This window comes from Bacillus pretiosus, from assembly GCF_052947655.1.
Window position 1 is genome coordinate 742,442 of the sequence record NZ_CM129593.1, and the last position, 14,186, is coordinate 756,627.

Sequence of the window (14,186 nt, forward strand, 5' to 3'; positions counted from 1 at the left end):
AATGAATGCAAGAACGGTAAATAAAATTTGGACAGGTATCTTTTATGCAGTTGCAGCTTTAGTTGTAGCTCTGCTAGTATTCTTAGTGTTTGAAATTCTGCAAAAGGGATGGGGATTTTGGGATCCTGATTTCTTGTTTGGAGAACCAAGTAATACAAGAGCTGGTGGTGGGATTGGTCCACAGTTATTCAATTCCTTCTACATGCTTGTTATAACGCTTGTTATATCTATTCCTCTTGGGTTAGGGGCTGGAATATATTTAGCAGAGTACGCAAAACAAGGGCGCTTTTTAAATTTTGTTCGTTTATGTATTGAGACAATGGCGTCGTTACCTTCGATTGTTGTTGGTTTATTCGGTTTGTTAGTGTTCGTTACCATGACAGGTTGGGGATACACAGTAATGGGCGGTGCTCTTGCTTTAACTATTTTAAACTTACCAGGTTTAACACGTGTTTGTGAAAATGCGATTTCAGAAGTGCCTCATAATGTAAAAGAGGCAAGTCTTGGATTAGGTGCAACGAAATGGCAAACAATTGCTCGTATCATTATTCCGTCGTCATTACCGCAAATTATTACAGGTATTATTTTAGCGGCAGGTCGTATATTTGGTGAAGCGGCAGCGTTAATTTACACAGCGGGTTTAACATCCCCGATTTTAAATTCAGCAGCGGACTTCTCAAGTCCTGCCCATCCTCTAAATCCATTTAGACCAGCTGAAACGTTAGCGGTTCACATTTGGAAGTTAAATTCTGAAGGAGTTATTCCGGATGCAAAGTTGATTGCGACAAAATCTGCAGCTGTATTAATTATTATGGTATTACTATTCAATGTTATTTCGCGCTTGGTAGCATCTATATTGCATAAGCGTTTTACAGGAACGAAAAGAAAAAGTAAAACGACGAAGAAGGTAAAAGCAGCATAAAATACAAAAAGAACTCTCTACTTATAAGTAGAGAGTTCTTTTTGTATTTTAATATAGAAGGAATGGATGTAATGATTGTTGAATTTGTAATTGATTATATAGATGAATAGGTACAGATGAGAGGAGAAGTTAATTTGTTTTTTCTACAAATGTCAGGTTTTCCTGGATCGGGAAAATCGACAGTTTCTAAGTATATAGCGAAGTTAACAGGTGCTGTAATTGTAGATCATGACGTTTTGAAATCGGCATTGTTACAATCATTAGAAATGAAAGGGGTTGAATCGACAATTGTTGGAGGAGTATCATACGATATTGAATGGGCATTGATTGATTCTTATTTAGAACAAGGGCATAGTGTTATATTGGATAGTCCGTGTCTATATGAAGGGATGGTTGAAAAAGGAATAAAATTGTCTAATAAACATGGTGTAAAATATAAATATATCGAATGTTACCTTAATGATATGGAAGAGATTAATCATAGGCTGCAAACACGTAAACGTATGGCCAGTCAGATTGGAAAAGTGGATTCGGAAGTAGCTTTTAAAAAGTGGTTAGATGGTAGTAAGAGACCTTCGAATGCTGAATATCTTATTGTAGATTCTGATAAACCTCTAGAGCGATATGCTCAAAAAATGATGGATTATATGAGTAGGTAGAGAAAAGCGTTATCTTCATTCATGAAGATAACGCTTTTCTTTTAAATATCAGGTGTTTCTGTGTAAGTGCTTATTTTTCTACGAGAGCGTCTTTTTCTCCCGATTTTATCTAATAGTTCATACATAACTGGAACGACTACTAATGTAAGAACGGTTGAGACTGCTAAACCACCGATGACAACGACGGCAAGACTTTTTGATACCATGCTTCCTGCTTGCGATTGACCAAATAGGAGAGGGAGCATAGCGACGATTGTTGTTATAGCTGTCATAATGATTGGACGTAATCTAGTGGATCCCGCTTCTAGTAAGGCATCTCTTGTTTCCATTCCGTGTTCCCGATTTTGTTGCACTCTTTCTATTAATACAATCGCGTTTGTAACGACAATCCCGATTAACATTAATGCGCCGATCAAGGAATTTACATCAACGGGTGTTCCTGAAATGATTAATCCTAAAATACCGCCAACAGCAGCTAATGGTAAGGAGAACAAAATTGCAAAAGGAGCGCGCGCCTGTCTGAAGGTGATAACCATAATTAAATATACAATCCCGATTGCAATCCCCATAATTTTGAATAAATCTGTGAAGTTCTCTTGCATAGATTCAGTTGCACCTGCAATAGTTACTTTTGCGCCGCTAGGTAAGTCTAAGTTAGCTATCGTTTCGTTTACTTCTGCGCTTATTTTACTTAAATCTTCATTTGAGGCCTCGGCAGTAATTTGAATCGTTTCTTTTCCGTCTTTATGGAAGACTTCTGTTTGAAGTTTCTTTTCTGAAATAGTTGCAATGTCTTTTAAAGGAATTGGTCCATTGATAGGTGATAGTATGTTTGTGTTTAAAATGTCTTCTTGTTTAGTGATGTTTTCTTTTTTGTGTTCTATTATAATAGTTGTTTTTTCATTATTGATTGAAACTTCACCAATAGGTGATTTCTTCATAAGGAATGCTACTTGTTGTGCTGCTAATTCTGGTGTTAAGCCTAGTTGTTCGGCCTTTGTTTGATCAACATGGATTTGCCATTCTTTCTTAGAGTCTTCTAAATTTGTTTTTACTTTAGAGAGAGCAGCCATATCTTTTAGTTTTGTTTCGACGATAGTAGCAGCCTCTTTTAAATTCGTTTCGTTAGTTGCTGTTACGTTAAATTGCAAATTGTTGCCACCACCAGAGCTTGAATAACTCGTTTTTATATAATCTAGTTCAGCAGGCTCAAAAGCTTTATGTTCTTTCTTTAACTCTTTAATATATTGATCAATATCAGAGCCTTTTTTGAAGACTACAAATATACTGGCAAGATTATTTTTTGTCGTTTGCCCCCATTGTGCATCTTCTGCGCTAGATCCCATTCGTAAAATAACATCTGTTACATCCGAATTAGAAAGTAATTTCTTTTCGAAATCGAAGGCTTTTTGTTTTTGTGTTTCAGGAGCGTAATCAGCTGGGAAAGTCATATTAATAGATAACATTGTGTCGTCTTCAGATTTTATGTTCGCTTTCGGTAGTAATACATAGGCTGCAATCGATCCTGCGAATAATAAAAAAGCAGTAAGTAAAATAATGAATTTATGCGAAAGAGCCCACTTTAATGTAGCAACATATCGTGGTGAAGAACTTGGCTTTTTGTGCTTTGTTTTTTTGAGTAGTAAAAAAGCCATAAGTGGAACAACTGTTAGTGCAACGATTAAGGATGATAGTATAGAATATACAACTGCTAATACCATAGGTAACATTAATTTTCCGATTACTCCTGATACGAGGCCGATAGGTAAGAAAACAGCGACTGTTGTTAAAGTAGAAGAAGTAATTGCGACGGCGACCTCTTTCGTTGCATCGAGAATAATATCTTTAGAGAAAGATTCTTTTTGTAAACGACGGAAAATATTCTCGATGACAACGATACTATCATCAACGAGACGTCCAACTGCAACTGCTAAACCACCGAGCGTTAAGGTGTTAAGTGTGATGTTAGATTGGTGTAGTAAAAAGAGTGTTAATAAAATAGATAATGGAATACTGACAACGGCGATGAGTGTCGTTCGGAAGTTACGCAAAAAGATTAAGATAATTAGAGTTGCAGCAATTGCTCCAAGAATTACTTCTTTGCCCATACTAGTAACAGCATTTTCAACTTGCTCATGAGTTGAGGCTAAAAGTTTAATAGAAAACTGATCTTTATATTGTTTACTTATATCTTTGATTTTCTTATCGATTTCCTTTCCGATTGCAACTGCATTTTTACTTGGCTCTTTCATGATGATTAATCCGGTTCCTTCTTCTCCGTTTATATGCGAGATTGTATCGTAGTGTTGTTTAAGTTCGATTTGAGCAACATCTTGCAATTTTACTTGAGGTGCAACGGTTATGTTTTTAATATCATCTACATTTTTTATATCCCCAATGACACGAAGGTTATATTCTTCTTTATTAACGGTAATTGCTCCAGCTGGAGTAGAAGTTTCTTTTCCTTGTAAAACTTTTAATATTTGTTCTGTTGTTACGTTTTTATCTTTTAATTGGTTTGGGTCTAGTATGATAGATAATTCAGAGGCTGATTTTCCGAAAAACATAACGTTGGCAACACCATCAATGCTTTCGAGTTGTGGTACGATTTCTTTTTCGATTTGTTTTTCATCTGCTTTTGAAAATCCGTTTTGCTTCTGGATAGCAATTTGAGCGAGTGGAATCATAGAAGTATTTAATTGGCTAACTATGGGTTTAGTTGCATCCTTAGGTAATTTAATTGTGTTAATGGCCTTTTCAACTTCGCGTGCTGCGTCTTTCATGTTTGCTTTGGATGTATACGCGATATCGATACGTGATAACCCCTCGTGCGTAGAAGAGGTGATGCTGTCGATGTGTTCTAAATTGCGAAATTGTTTTTCGAGGGGATCAGTTACTTCTTTTGTCATCGCTTCAGCGTCGAGTCCTTGAGATAAGGTTGTGACAGTGACTGCTGGATTATCGATGCTTGGTAAAAATTCCATAGGTAATTTAGATCCGGAATAAACGCCAAGTACGGAAATGAGAAAAACCATGATGATAACAGCGGCGCGGTTTTTTAATGAAAACTTTGTTAACCTATCCATAAAGTAATTCCTCCATTGGTTTATTTATAGTTGAGTACGTCCTTCCTTACTATATAACAAAAAATGGATATTTTTCATTAATTAAATGTAAAAAAATTCTAACAATAATCTTAAGTTAATGTTTTTGTTGGAATTTCGTTATTTATTCCGCTATTCGCCGAGCGATAAGACTATTACCTAATCGAGCTGTCTGTAAACAACCGATTCGTTCAATTAATAGTTTGTGTGGAGGAACAAAACTAAAAATCGGCATGTTTGCTTTATGTAGGAAGTGGTGAATCTGTTTTTTTAGTTTGGATTGATTTGTTTTTTATATTGTTAGTCTATAGAGAAGTAAATGATCAGGGCTTTAATATAGAAGAGAATGAAAATCTAGGAAGGGGTTATGAAATACAGTTTGGTTAACTAGAGTGTATTGGTATACAATTTAAATAGCTGTTTTCCATAGATGGGAGGAGGTGTCTCTATATAGAAGAAAGTAGGATGGATATTTTTTTGTGTTTTTTTAAAAAAACACTTGTTATTTAAAAATCATGATGGTATATTAATAAACGTCGCTGACGCGGAAACGCAGAAAACGACAAAAAAGAAATTTTAAAACGTAGTTGACATCGAAAAATGAAGATGTTAATATGATGAAGTCGCTTCTGAAGTGGCAGACAAGTTCTTTGAAAACTGAACGAAACAAACAACGTGAAACGTCAATTTTTATTTTTAGATGCTAGACAAACTAACTTTATTGGAGAGTTTGATCCTGGCTCAGGATGAACGCTGGCGGCGTGCCTAATACATGCAAGTCGAGCGAATGGATTGAGAGCTTGCTCTCAAGAAGTTAGCGGCGGACGGGTGAGTAACACGTGGGTAACCTGCCCATAAGACTGGGATAACTCCGGGAAACCGGGGCTAATACCGGATAATATTTTGAACTGCATGGTTCGAAATTGAAAGGCGGCTTCGGCTGTCACTTATGGATGGACCCGCGTCGCATTAGCTAGTTGGTGAGGTAACGGCTCACCAAGGCAACGATGCGTAGCCGACCTGAGAGGGTGATCGGCCACACTGGGACTGAGACACGGCCCAGACTCCTACGGGAGGCAGCAGTAGGGAATCTTCCGCAATGGACGAAAGTCTGACGGAGCAACGCCGCGTGAGTGATGAAGGCTTTCGGGTCGTAAAACTCTGTTGTTAGGGAAGAACAAGTGCTAGTTGAATAAGCTGGCACCTTGACGGTACCTAACCAGAAAGCCACGGCTAACTACGTGCCAGCAGCCGCGGTAATACGTAGGTGGCAAGCGTTATCCGGAATTATTGGGCGTAAAGCGCGCGCAGGTGGTTTCTTAAGTCTGATGTGAAAGCCCACGGCTCAACCGTGGAGGGTCATTGGAAACTGGGAGACTTGAGTGCAGAAGAGGAAAGTGGAATTCCATGTGTAGCGGTGAAATGCGTAGAGATATGGAGGAACACCAGTGGCGAAGGCGACTTTCTGGTCTGTAACTGACACTGAGGCGCGAAAGCGTGGGGAGCAAACAGGATTAGATACCCTGGTAGTCCACGCCGTAAACGATGAGTGCTAAGTGTTAGAGGGTTTCCGCCCTTTAGTGCTGAAGTTAACGCATTAAGCACTCCGCCTGGGGAGTACGGCCGCAAGGCTGAAACTCAAAGGAATTGACGGGGGCCCGCACAAGCGGTGGAGCATGTGGTTTAATTCGAAGCAACGCGAAGAACCTTACCAGGTCTTGACATCCTCTGAAAACCCTAGAGATAGGGCTTCTCCTTCGGGAGCAGAGTGACAGGTGGTGCATGGTTGTCGTCAGCTCGTGTCGTGAGATGTTGGGTTAAGTCCCGCAACGAGCGCAACCCTTGATCTTAGTTGCCATCATTAAGTTGGGCACTCTAAGGTGACTGCCGGTGACAAACCGGAGGAAGGTGGGGATGACGTCAAATCATCATGCCCCTTATGACCTGGGCTACACACGTGCTACAATGGACGGTACAAAGAGCTGCAAGACCGCGAGGTGGAGCTAATCTCATAAAACCGTTCTCAGTTCGGATTGTAGGCTGCAACTCGCCTACATGAAGCTGGAATCGCTAGTAATCGCGGATCAGCATGCCGCGGTGAATACGTTCCCGGGCCTTGTACACACCGCCCGTCACACCACGAGAGTTTGTAACACCCGAAGTCGGTGGGGTAACCTTTATGGAGCCAGCCGCCTAAGGTGGGACAGATGATTGGGGTGAAGTCGTAACAAGGTAGCCGTATCGGAAGGTGCGGCTGGATCACCTCCTTTCTATGGAGAATTGATGAACGCTGTTCATCAATATAAGTTTCCGTGTTTCGTTTTGTTCAGTTTTGAGAGAACTATCTCTCATATATAAATGTATGTTCTTTGAAAACTAGATAACAGTGTAGCTCATATTTTTTAATTTTTAGTTTGGTTAAGTTAGAAAGGGCGCACGGTGGATGCCTTGACACTAGGAGTCGATGAAGGACGGGACTAACGCCGATATGCTTCGGGGAGCTGTAAGTAAGCTTTGATCCGAAGATTTCCGAATGGGGAAACCCACCATACGTAATGGTATGGTATCCTTACCTGAATACATAGGGTAAGGAAGACAGACCCAGGGAACTGAAACATCTAAGTACCTGGAGGAAGAGAAAGCAAATGCGATTTCCTGAGTAGCGGCGAGCGAAACGGAACATAGCCCAAACCAAGAGGCTTGCCTCTTGGGGTTGTAGGACATTCTATACGGAGTTACAAAGGAACGAGGTAGACGAAGCGACCTGGAAAGGTCCGTCGTAGAGGGTAACAACCCCGTAGTCGAAACTTCGTTCTCTCTTGAATGTATCCTGAGTACGGCGGAACACGTGAAATTCCGTCGGAATCTGGGAGGACCATCTCCCAAGGCTAAATACTCCCTAGTGATCGATAGTGAACCAGTACCGTGAGGGAAAGGTGAAAAGCACCCCGGAAGGGGAGTGAAAGAGATCCTGAAACCGTGTGCCTACAAATAGTCAGAGCCCGTTAATGGGTGATGGCGTGCCTTTTGTAGAATGAACCGGCGAGTTACGATCCCGTGCGAGGTTAAGCTGAAGAGGCGGAGCCGCAGCGAAAGCGAGTCTGAATAGGGCGTTTAGTACGTGGTCGTAGACCCGAAACCAGGTGATCTACCCATGTCCAGGGTGAAGTTCAGGTAACACTGAATGGAGGCCCGAACCCACGCACGTTGAAAAGTGCGGGGATGAGGTGTGGGTAGCGGAGAAATTCCAATCGAACCTGGAGATAGCTGGTTCTCCCCGAAATAGCTTTAGGGCTAGCCTTAAGTGTAAGAGTCTTGGAGGTAGAGCACTGATTGAACTAGGGGTCCTCATCGGATTACCGAATTCAGTCAAACTCCGAATGCCAATGACTTATCCTTAGGAGTCAGACTGCGAGTGATAAGATCCGTAGTCAAGAGGGAAACAGCCCAGATCGCCAGCTAAGGTCCCAAAGTGTGTATTAAGTGGAAAAGGATGTGGAGTTGCTTAGACAACTAGGATGTTGGCTTAGAAGCAGCCACCATTTAAAGAGTGCGTAATAGCTCACTAGTCGAGTGACTCTGCGCCGAAAATGTACCGGGGCTAAATACACCACCGAAGCTGCGAATTGATACCAATGGTATCAGTGGTAGGGGAGCGTTCTAAGTGCAGTGAAGTCAGACCGGAAGGACTGGTGGAGCGCTTAGAAGTGAGAATGCCGGTATGAGTAGCGAAAGACGGGTGAGAATCCCGTCCACCGAATGCCTAAGGTTTCCTGAGGAAGGCTCGTCCGCTCAGGGTTAGTCAGGACCTAAGCCGAGGCCGACAGGCGTAGGCGATGGACAACAGGTTGATATTCCTGTACCACCTCTTTATCGTTTGAGCAATGGAGGGACGCAGAAGGATAGAAGAAGCGTGCGATTGGTTGTGCACGTCCAAGCAGTTAGGCTGATAAGTAGGCAAATCCGCTTATCGTGAAGGCTGAGCTGTGATGGGGAAGCTCCTTATGGAGCGAAGTCTTTGATTCCCCGCTGCCAAGAAAAGCTTCTAGCGAGATAAAAGGTGCCTGTACCGCAAACCGACACAGGTAGGCGAGGAGAGAATCCTAAGGTGTGCGAGAGAACTCTGGTTAAGGAACTCGGCAAAATGACCCCGTAACTTCGGGAGAAGGGGTGCTTTCTTAACGGAAAGCCGCAGTGAATAGGCCCAAGCGACTGTTTAGCAAAAACACAGGTCTCTGCGAAGCCGTAAGGCGAAGTATAGGGGCTGACACCTGCCCGGTGCTGGAAGGTTAAGGAGAGGGGTTAGCGTAAGCGAAGCTCTGAACTGAAGCCCCAGTAAACGGCGGCCGTAACTATAACGGTCCTAAGGTAGCGAAATTCCTTGTCGGGTAAGTTCCGACCCGCACGAAAGGTGTAACGATTTGGGCACTGTCTCAACCAGAGACTCGGTGAAATTATAGTACCTGTGAAGATGCAGGTTACCCGCGACAGGACGGAAAGACCCCGTGGAGCTTTACTGTAGCCTGATATTGAATTTTGGTACAGTTTGTACAGGATAGGCGGGAGCCATTGAAACCGGAGCGCTAGCTTCGGTGGAGGCGCTGGTGGGATACCGCCCTGACTGTATTGAAATTCTAACCTACGGGTCTTATCGACCCGGGAGACAGTGTCAGGTGGGCAGTTTGACTGGGGCGGTCGCCTCCTAAAGTGTAACGGAGGCGCCCAAAGGTTCCCTCAGAATGGTTGGAAATCATTCGTAGAGTGCAAAGGCATAAGGGAGCTTGACTGCGAGACCTACAAGTCGAGCAGGGACGAAAGTCGGGCTTAGTGATCCGGTGGTTCCGCATGGAAGGGCCATCGCTCAACGGATAAAAGCTACCCCGGGGATAACAGGCTTATCTCCCCCAAGAGTCCACATCGACGGGGAGGTTTGGCACCTCGATGTCGGCTCATCGCATCCTGGGGCTGTAGTCGGTCCCAAGGGTTGGGCTGTTCGCCCATTAAAGCGGTACGCGAGCTGGGTTCAGAACGTCGTGAGACAGTTCGGTCCCTATCCGTCGTGGGCGTAGGAAATTTGAGAGGAGCTGTCCTTAGTACGAGAGGACCGGGATGGACGCACCGCTGGTGTACCAGTTGTTCTGCCAAGGGCATAGCTGGGTAGCTATGTGCGGAAGGGATAAGTGCTGAAAGCATCTAAGCATGAAGCCCCCCTCAAGATGAGATTTCCCATAGCGTAAGCTAGTAAGATCCCTGAAAGATGATCAGGTTGATAGGTTCGAGGTGGAAGCATGGTGACATGTGGAGCTGACGAATACTAATAGATCGAGGACTTAACCATATAATATGAAGCGATGTTATCTAGTTTTGAAAGAATATAAAAAACTTGTTGACTTTAAAAGTTAAATAAGTTAAAATGATTCTTGTCTTAAATGAATATAGTCTGGTAATGATGGCAGAGAGGTCACACCCGTTCCCATACCGAACACGGAAGTTAAGCTCTCTAGCGCCGATGGTAGTTGGGACCTTGTCCCTGTGAGAGTAGGACGTTGCCAGGCAAAATGGAGGATTAGCTCAGCTGGGAGAGCACCTGCCTTACAAGCAGGGGGTCGGCGGTTCGATCCCGTCATCCTCCACCATATATGTCGGAGGGGTAGCGAAGTGGCTAAACGCGGCGGACTGTAAATCCGCTCCTTCGGGTTCGGCAGTTCGAATCTGCCCCCCTCCACCATTCTTAATTAATGGGCTATAGCCAAGCGGTAAGGCAACGGACTTTGACTCCGTCATGCGCTGGTTCGAATCCAGCTAGCCCAGCCATTAAGAGCCATTAGCTCAGTTGGTAGAGCATCTGACTTTTAATCAGAGGGTCGAAGGTTCGAATCCTTCATGGCTCACCATTTTAAATAAATATGCGGGTGTGGCGGAATTGGCAGACGCACTAGACTTAGGATCTAGCGCCTTTGGCGTGGGGGTTCGACTCCCTTCACCCGCACTTTTAATAAAATAACTCAAACATGTCTTGCGGAAGTAGTTCAGTGGTAGAATACAACCTTGCCAAGGTTGGGGTCGCGGGTTCGAATCCCGTCTTCCGCTCCAATTTTCAATATGACATGCCGGGGTGGCGGAACAGGCAGACGCACAGGACTTAAAATCCTGCGGTGGGTGACCACCGTGCGGGTTCGACCCCCGCCCTCGGCACCATATGCGCCCGTAGCTCAATTGGATAGAGCGTTTGACTACGGATCAAGAGGTTAGGGGTTCGACTCCTCTCGGGCGCGCTTTTATTAACGGGAAGTGGCTCAGCTTGGTAGAGCACCTGGTTTGGGACCAGGGGGTCGCAGGTTCAAATCCTGTCTTCCCGATATTCCCAAAAACATGGGGCCTTAGCTCAGCTGGGAGAGCGCCTGCCTTGCACGCAGGAGGTCAGCGGTTCGATCCCGCTAGGCTCCACTTTATTTATTATATGTCTCGGAGGTATACCCAAGTTCGGCTGAAGGGATCGGTCTTGAAAACCGACAGGCGGTGAGAATCGCGCGGGGGTTCGAATCCCTCTACCTCCTCCATTTTCTTTTTAAATGGTTTAGATACATATAATAATAAAATTTTTATTTTTTCCTTCATGGAGGTATACCCAAGTTCGGCTGAAGGGATCGGTCTTGAAAACCGACAGGCGGCGAGAGTCGCGCGGGGGTTCGAATCCCTCTACCTCCTCCATTTTTTAAAAAAACATTATATTGTCGCGGGGTGGAGCAGCACGGTAGCTCGTCGGGCTCATAACCCGAAGGTCGCAGGTTCAAATCCTGTCCCCGCAACCAAATGGTCCCGTGGTGTAGTGGTTAACATGCCTGCCTGTCACGCAGGAGATCGCCGGTTCGACCCCGGTCGGGACCGCCATTTATGTTGGCTCGGTAGCTCAGTCGGTAGAGCAGAGGACTGAAAATCCTCGTGTCGGCGGTTCGATTCCGTCCCGAGCCACCATTTTTTTATGCCGACTTAGCTCAATTGGTAGAGCAACTGACTTGTAATCAGTAGGTTGGGGGTTCAAGTCCTCTAGTCGGCATCCTTTAGGGGCATAGTTTAAAGGTAGAACTGAGGTCTCCAAAACCTCCAGTGTGGGTTCGATTCCTACTGCCCCTGTAAAAGTGTATGGGCCTATAGCTCAGCTGGTTAGAGCGCACGCCTGATAAGCGTGAGGTCGATGGTTCGAGTCCATTTAGGCCCACCATATATTATTCCGCAGTAGCTCAGTGGTAGAGCTATCGGCTGTTAACCGATCGGTCGTAGGTTCGAGTCCTACCTGCGGAGCCATGGCCCGTTGGTCAAGTGGTTAAGACACCGCCCTTTCACGGCGGTAACACGGGTTCGAATCCCGTACGGGTCATAAAAAAAAGAGTCAGCAATATGCTGACTCTTTTTTTATTTTGTGGAATCCTCCTTTATCAACTGATTTTCCTGAAATAAATAAAGGGATTTAGGAAAAGCTATGGTATGTATAAAAAGGAGGAGACAAAAATGACACGAGTGAGAGACTTTATGAGTACTGATGTTGTACATTGTACACCGCTAGACAATGTATATGAGGCTGCTGTAAAGATGAAAGAAGAATCGATTGGATTGATTCCGGTTGTTGAAAATGAGCAAGTTGTTGGTCTTGTTACGGATCGAGATTTAGTTGTTCGAGGGATTGCTGAGAAACATCCTGGATCTAATAAAATTACAAATGTAATGACAACAAACATTGTTTCAGTTTCTCCAGATGAACCTATTGAAAAGGCTACAGAGTTAATGGCACAGTATCAAATTAGACGATTGCCAGTAGTTGAGAGTGGTCAACTCGTTGGGATGTTAGCACTAGGAGATTTAGCTATAAAAGAATCGGCAGATGATCAAGCGGGATTTGCTTTAAGTGAAATATCAGAGCATACGGAATGAAGTGAGACTTTAATTAGTGGAATAAGTTACGTATAAAAATCAGATACATTATTCTAGTATATAGGGTTAAGCTAATATGTTAGCATGATGTATCTGAGCCATTATATAATAAGTATACAGTTAGTAATTTCAACAGTTTATTTAAATTTGTCATTCCTAATTTTAAATAAGAGAAAAAATGATATACTGATAGATATAAGTATTATGATAGATTTCGAATATAACAATATTTATTGTTAATGATGTAATAATGGATTAATATTTCCTATGTAGACAAAAGGGAAGGGGAATTATATGAGGGCTATACAGCGCGATCCAAATTGGAATTTGGTTACAGATACATATATAGAACCAAATAATTTCGCTGAATTATTTTCTTTACTTGTACCTTGTCATCCGAAAGGTGAAGGGAAAGAAAGAACTATATTAGTGTGGAAAGAAAAAGAATTTTATAAAGAAGAAAATTTAGCGGCATTTATCGTATATGGAATGGATAAAGCAAAAAATTTACCACAGTTTCATAAAGATGAAATTCCAACTTTATTACGTATTCTTCGTTTATGCCAAGAGATTGGCTGGTATGAAGAAGCAAATACTTTTATGGTAACTCAAGGCCTAGCTGAGTTTGTTCACACTTCATTGGAATATGAAACGTGGGATCTTTTGACACAAGCGGTTGCTTTAAACTATTTAATTATTAAATATCGTATTGGTGAATTAACTGATGAGGATGTAGCAATTTGGGATAGAGTTAAATTTAATGAGAAATGTATAACGGACTGTAAACATTTATTATCCCATAAAGAAGTATTAGAATTTACATTCTTTTATATGTGTAAGAGAGCTAAATCTCTATCAAAAGAGCAATTAAATAGTGATATGATGAGTCTAGCAATGTATTGTAATACTTTTGTATATGACTTATATACACATGACTTATTACGAAAATATCGTAAGTGTACAGACTTCCTATCATACTATGGACCTAGTCAAGCGGTGTTAGCTTGTCAAAGAGCTGTACTTTCTCAAATTTCAGATCGATTAGACCCACTCAAGACTACTCATGTAGATGATTATTTATATGTAATGAAAGATATGATGGAGCACATGACGATAGGAATAATGGATCGATATGATCATTTCATCGGAAAACTATTATCATATGTGCCATTTTTCGAAATGATTCAAGTTCCACAACATGCGTATTATTGTGAAGAATTATTGTATATTTGTAAGGGCATTGAATATAAAGAAGAAATATTACGCAATTATATATTTATACAATTACATGATTGTTTACCATCATTCTTTAAACTATTTCTTAAAAATAAGCGTTATGCAACAATTCATGATATTCTGTTCTATTGGTGTGATGATGAACAAAGAATGAGCTTAGAGAAAAAATATAATCTTAGCTTTATTTATGAAAAATATGCTTGCGGATAAAGAGCATTTTCTATATAAATTAAAAAGGATCTCAAGTTTATGTGAGATCCTTTTTTTATTAGTAAAGCAAGGAGAACGCAATTAAGACGAGAAATAACATTCCATAAAGGAGAAATTGTGCCGTAT

5 protein-coding genes, 20 tRNA genes and 3 rRNA genes are annotated in these 14,186 nt (G+C 42.4%); 27 read left to right on the forward strand and 1 reads right to left on the reverse strand.

Going from position 1 to position 14,186, the window contains the following annotated elements; translation table 11 throughout:
• The first annotated feature begins 1 nt into the window (after window position 1).
• Window positions 2-922 carry a phosphate ABC transporter permease PstA gene (gene pstA, locus ACU8YW_RS03730; protein WP_048562942.1) on the forward strand — a complete coding sequence of 307 codons (921 nt, stop codon included), beginning with the start codon at window positions 2-4 and terminating at the stop codon, window positions 920-922.
• A 134-nt stretch (window positions 923-1,056) separates the two neighbouring features.
• Window positions 1,057-1,581: a P-loop nucleotide/nucleoside kinase family protein gene (locus ACU8YW_RS03735; RefSeq protein ID WP_199695363.1), complete on the forward strand. Its 525-nt coding sequence runs from the start codon at window positions 1,057-1,059 to the stop codon at window positions 1,579-1,581.
• Window positions 1,582-1,622: 41 nt separating this feature from the next.
• On the opposite strand, the gene ACU8YW_RS03740 is transcribed toward ACU8YW_RS03735, so the two are convergent.
• On the reverse strand, window positions 1,623-4,667 hold the full coding sequence (locus ACU8YW_RS03740) for an efflux RND transporter permease subunit (protein WP_426934370.1): 3,045 nt from the start codon (window positions 4,665-4,667) through the stop codon (window positions 1,623-1,625).
• Between the two features lie 736 nt (window positions 4,668-5,403).
• Between ACU8YW_RS03740 and ACU8YW_RS03745 the strand changes: the two genes are divergently transcribed.
• The 25 genes from ACU8YW_RS03745 to ACU8YW_RS03865 all read left to right on the forward strand — a co-directional run bounded on the left by ACU8YW_RS03745 (window position 5,404) and on the right by ACU8YW_RS03865 (window position 14,060).
• Window positions 5,404-6,955: ribosomal RNA gene (locus tag ACU8YW_RS03745) — 16S ribosomal RNA — on the forward strand.
• A 146-nt stretch (window positions 6,956-7,101) separates the two neighbouring features.
• Window positions 7,102-10,023: ribosomal RNA gene (locus tag ACU8YW_RS03750) — 23S ribosomal RNA — on the forward strand.
• Between the two features lie 101 nt (window positions 10,024-10,124).
• Window positions 10,125-10,240: ribosomal RNA gene (gene rrf, locus ACU8YW_RS03755) — 5S ribosomal RNA — on the forward strand.
• The 16S, 23S and 5S rRNA genes sit together here with 20 tRNA genes alongside, the layout of an rRNA operon.
• A 5-nt stretch (window positions 10,241-10,245) precedes the next feature.
• Window positions 10,246-10,321: transfer RNA gene (locus ACU8YW_RS03760), tRNA-Val, on the forward strand.
• A gap of 8 nt (window positions 10,322-10,329) precedes the next feature.
• Window positions 10,330-10,413: transfer RNA gene (locus tag ACU8YW_RS03765), tRNA-Tyr, on the forward strand.
• An 11-nt stretch (window positions 10,414-10,424) separates the two neighbouring features.
• Window positions 10,425-10,499 (forward strand) — tRNA-Gln (locus tag ACU8YW_RS03770).
• Between the two features lie 4 nt (window positions 10,500-10,503).
• Window positions 10,504-10,579, forward strand: a tRNA-Lys gene (locus ACU8YW_RS03775).
• A 14-nt stretch (window positions 10,580-10,593) separates the two neighbouring features.
• A tRNA-Leu gene (locus ACU8YW_RS03780) sits at window positions 10,594-10,674 on the forward strand.
• A gap of 29 nt (window positions 10,675-10,703) precedes the next feature.
• Window positions 10,704-10,778 (forward strand) — tRNA-Gly (locus ACU8YW_RS03785).
• A 16-nt stretch (window positions 10,779-10,794) separates the two neighbouring features.
• Window positions 10,795-10,883 (forward strand) — tRNA-Leu (locus ACU8YW_RS03790).
• 3 nt (window positions 10,884-10,886) lie between these two features.
• Window positions 10,887-10,960, forward strand: a tRNA-Arg gene (locus ACU8YW_RS03795).
• A gap of 10 nt (window positions 10,961-10,970) precedes the next feature.
• A tRNA-Pro gene (locus tag ACU8YW_RS03800) sits at window positions 10,971-11,044 on the forward strand.
• Window positions 11,045-11,059: 15 nt separating this feature from the next.
• Window positions 11,060-11,132, forward strand: a tRNA-Ala gene (locus tag ACU8YW_RS03805).
• 20 nt (window positions 11,133-11,152) lie between these two features.
• Window positions 11,153-11,245, forward strand: a tRNA-Ser gene (locus tag ACU8YW_RS03810).
• A 58-nt stretch (window positions 11,246-11,303) separates the two neighbouring features.
• Window positions 11,304-11,396: transfer RNA gene (locus ACU8YW_RS03815), tRNA-Ser, on the forward strand.
• A gap of 24 nt (window positions 11,397-11,420) precedes the next feature.
• A tRNA-Met gene (locus ACU8YW_RS03820) sits at window positions 11,421-11,497 on the forward strand.
• Between the two features lie 3 nt (window positions 11,498-11,500).
• Window positions 11,501-11,576, forward strand: a tRNA-Asp gene (locus tag ACU8YW_RS03825).
• Between the two features lie 8 nt (window positions 11,577-11,584).
• Window positions 11,585-11,660 (forward strand) — tRNA-Phe (locus tag ACU8YW_RS03830).
• Between the two features lie 9 nt (window positions 11,661-11,669).
• A tRNA-Thr gene (locus ACU8YW_RS03835) sits at window positions 11,670-11,742 on the forward strand.
• 6 nt (window positions 11,743-11,748) lie between these two features.
• Window positions 11,749-11,819: transfer RNA gene (locus tag ACU8YW_RS03840), tRNA-Trp, on the forward strand.
• Window positions 11,820-11,830: 11 nt separating this feature from the next.
• Window positions 11,831-11,907, forward strand: a tRNA-Ile gene (locus ACU8YW_RS03845).
• Window positions 11,908-11,915: 8 nt separating this feature from the next.
• Window positions 11,916-11,990, forward strand: a tRNA-Asn gene (locus ACU8YW_RS03850).
• Window position 11,991: 1 nt separating this feature from the next.
• Window positions 11,992-12,063: transfer RNA gene (locus ACU8YW_RS03855), tRNA-Glu, on the forward strand.
• Between the two features lie 131 nt (window positions 12,064-12,194).
• Entirely contained in the window at window positions 12,195-12,614 is a 420-nt protein-coding gene (locus tag ACU8YW_RS03860) for a CBS domain-containing protein (protein ID WP_087985846.1), read from the forward strand.
• A 294-nt stretch (window positions 12,615-12,908) separates the two neighbouring features.
• On the forward strand, window positions 12,909-14,060 hold the full coding sequence (locus ACU8YW_RS03865; RefSeq protein WP_088061960.1) for a DUF3965 domain-containing protein: 1,152 nt from the start codon (window positions 12,909-12,911) through the stop codon (window positions 14,058-14,060).
• The last annotated feature ends 126 nt before the right edge of the window (window positions 14,061-14,186 follow it).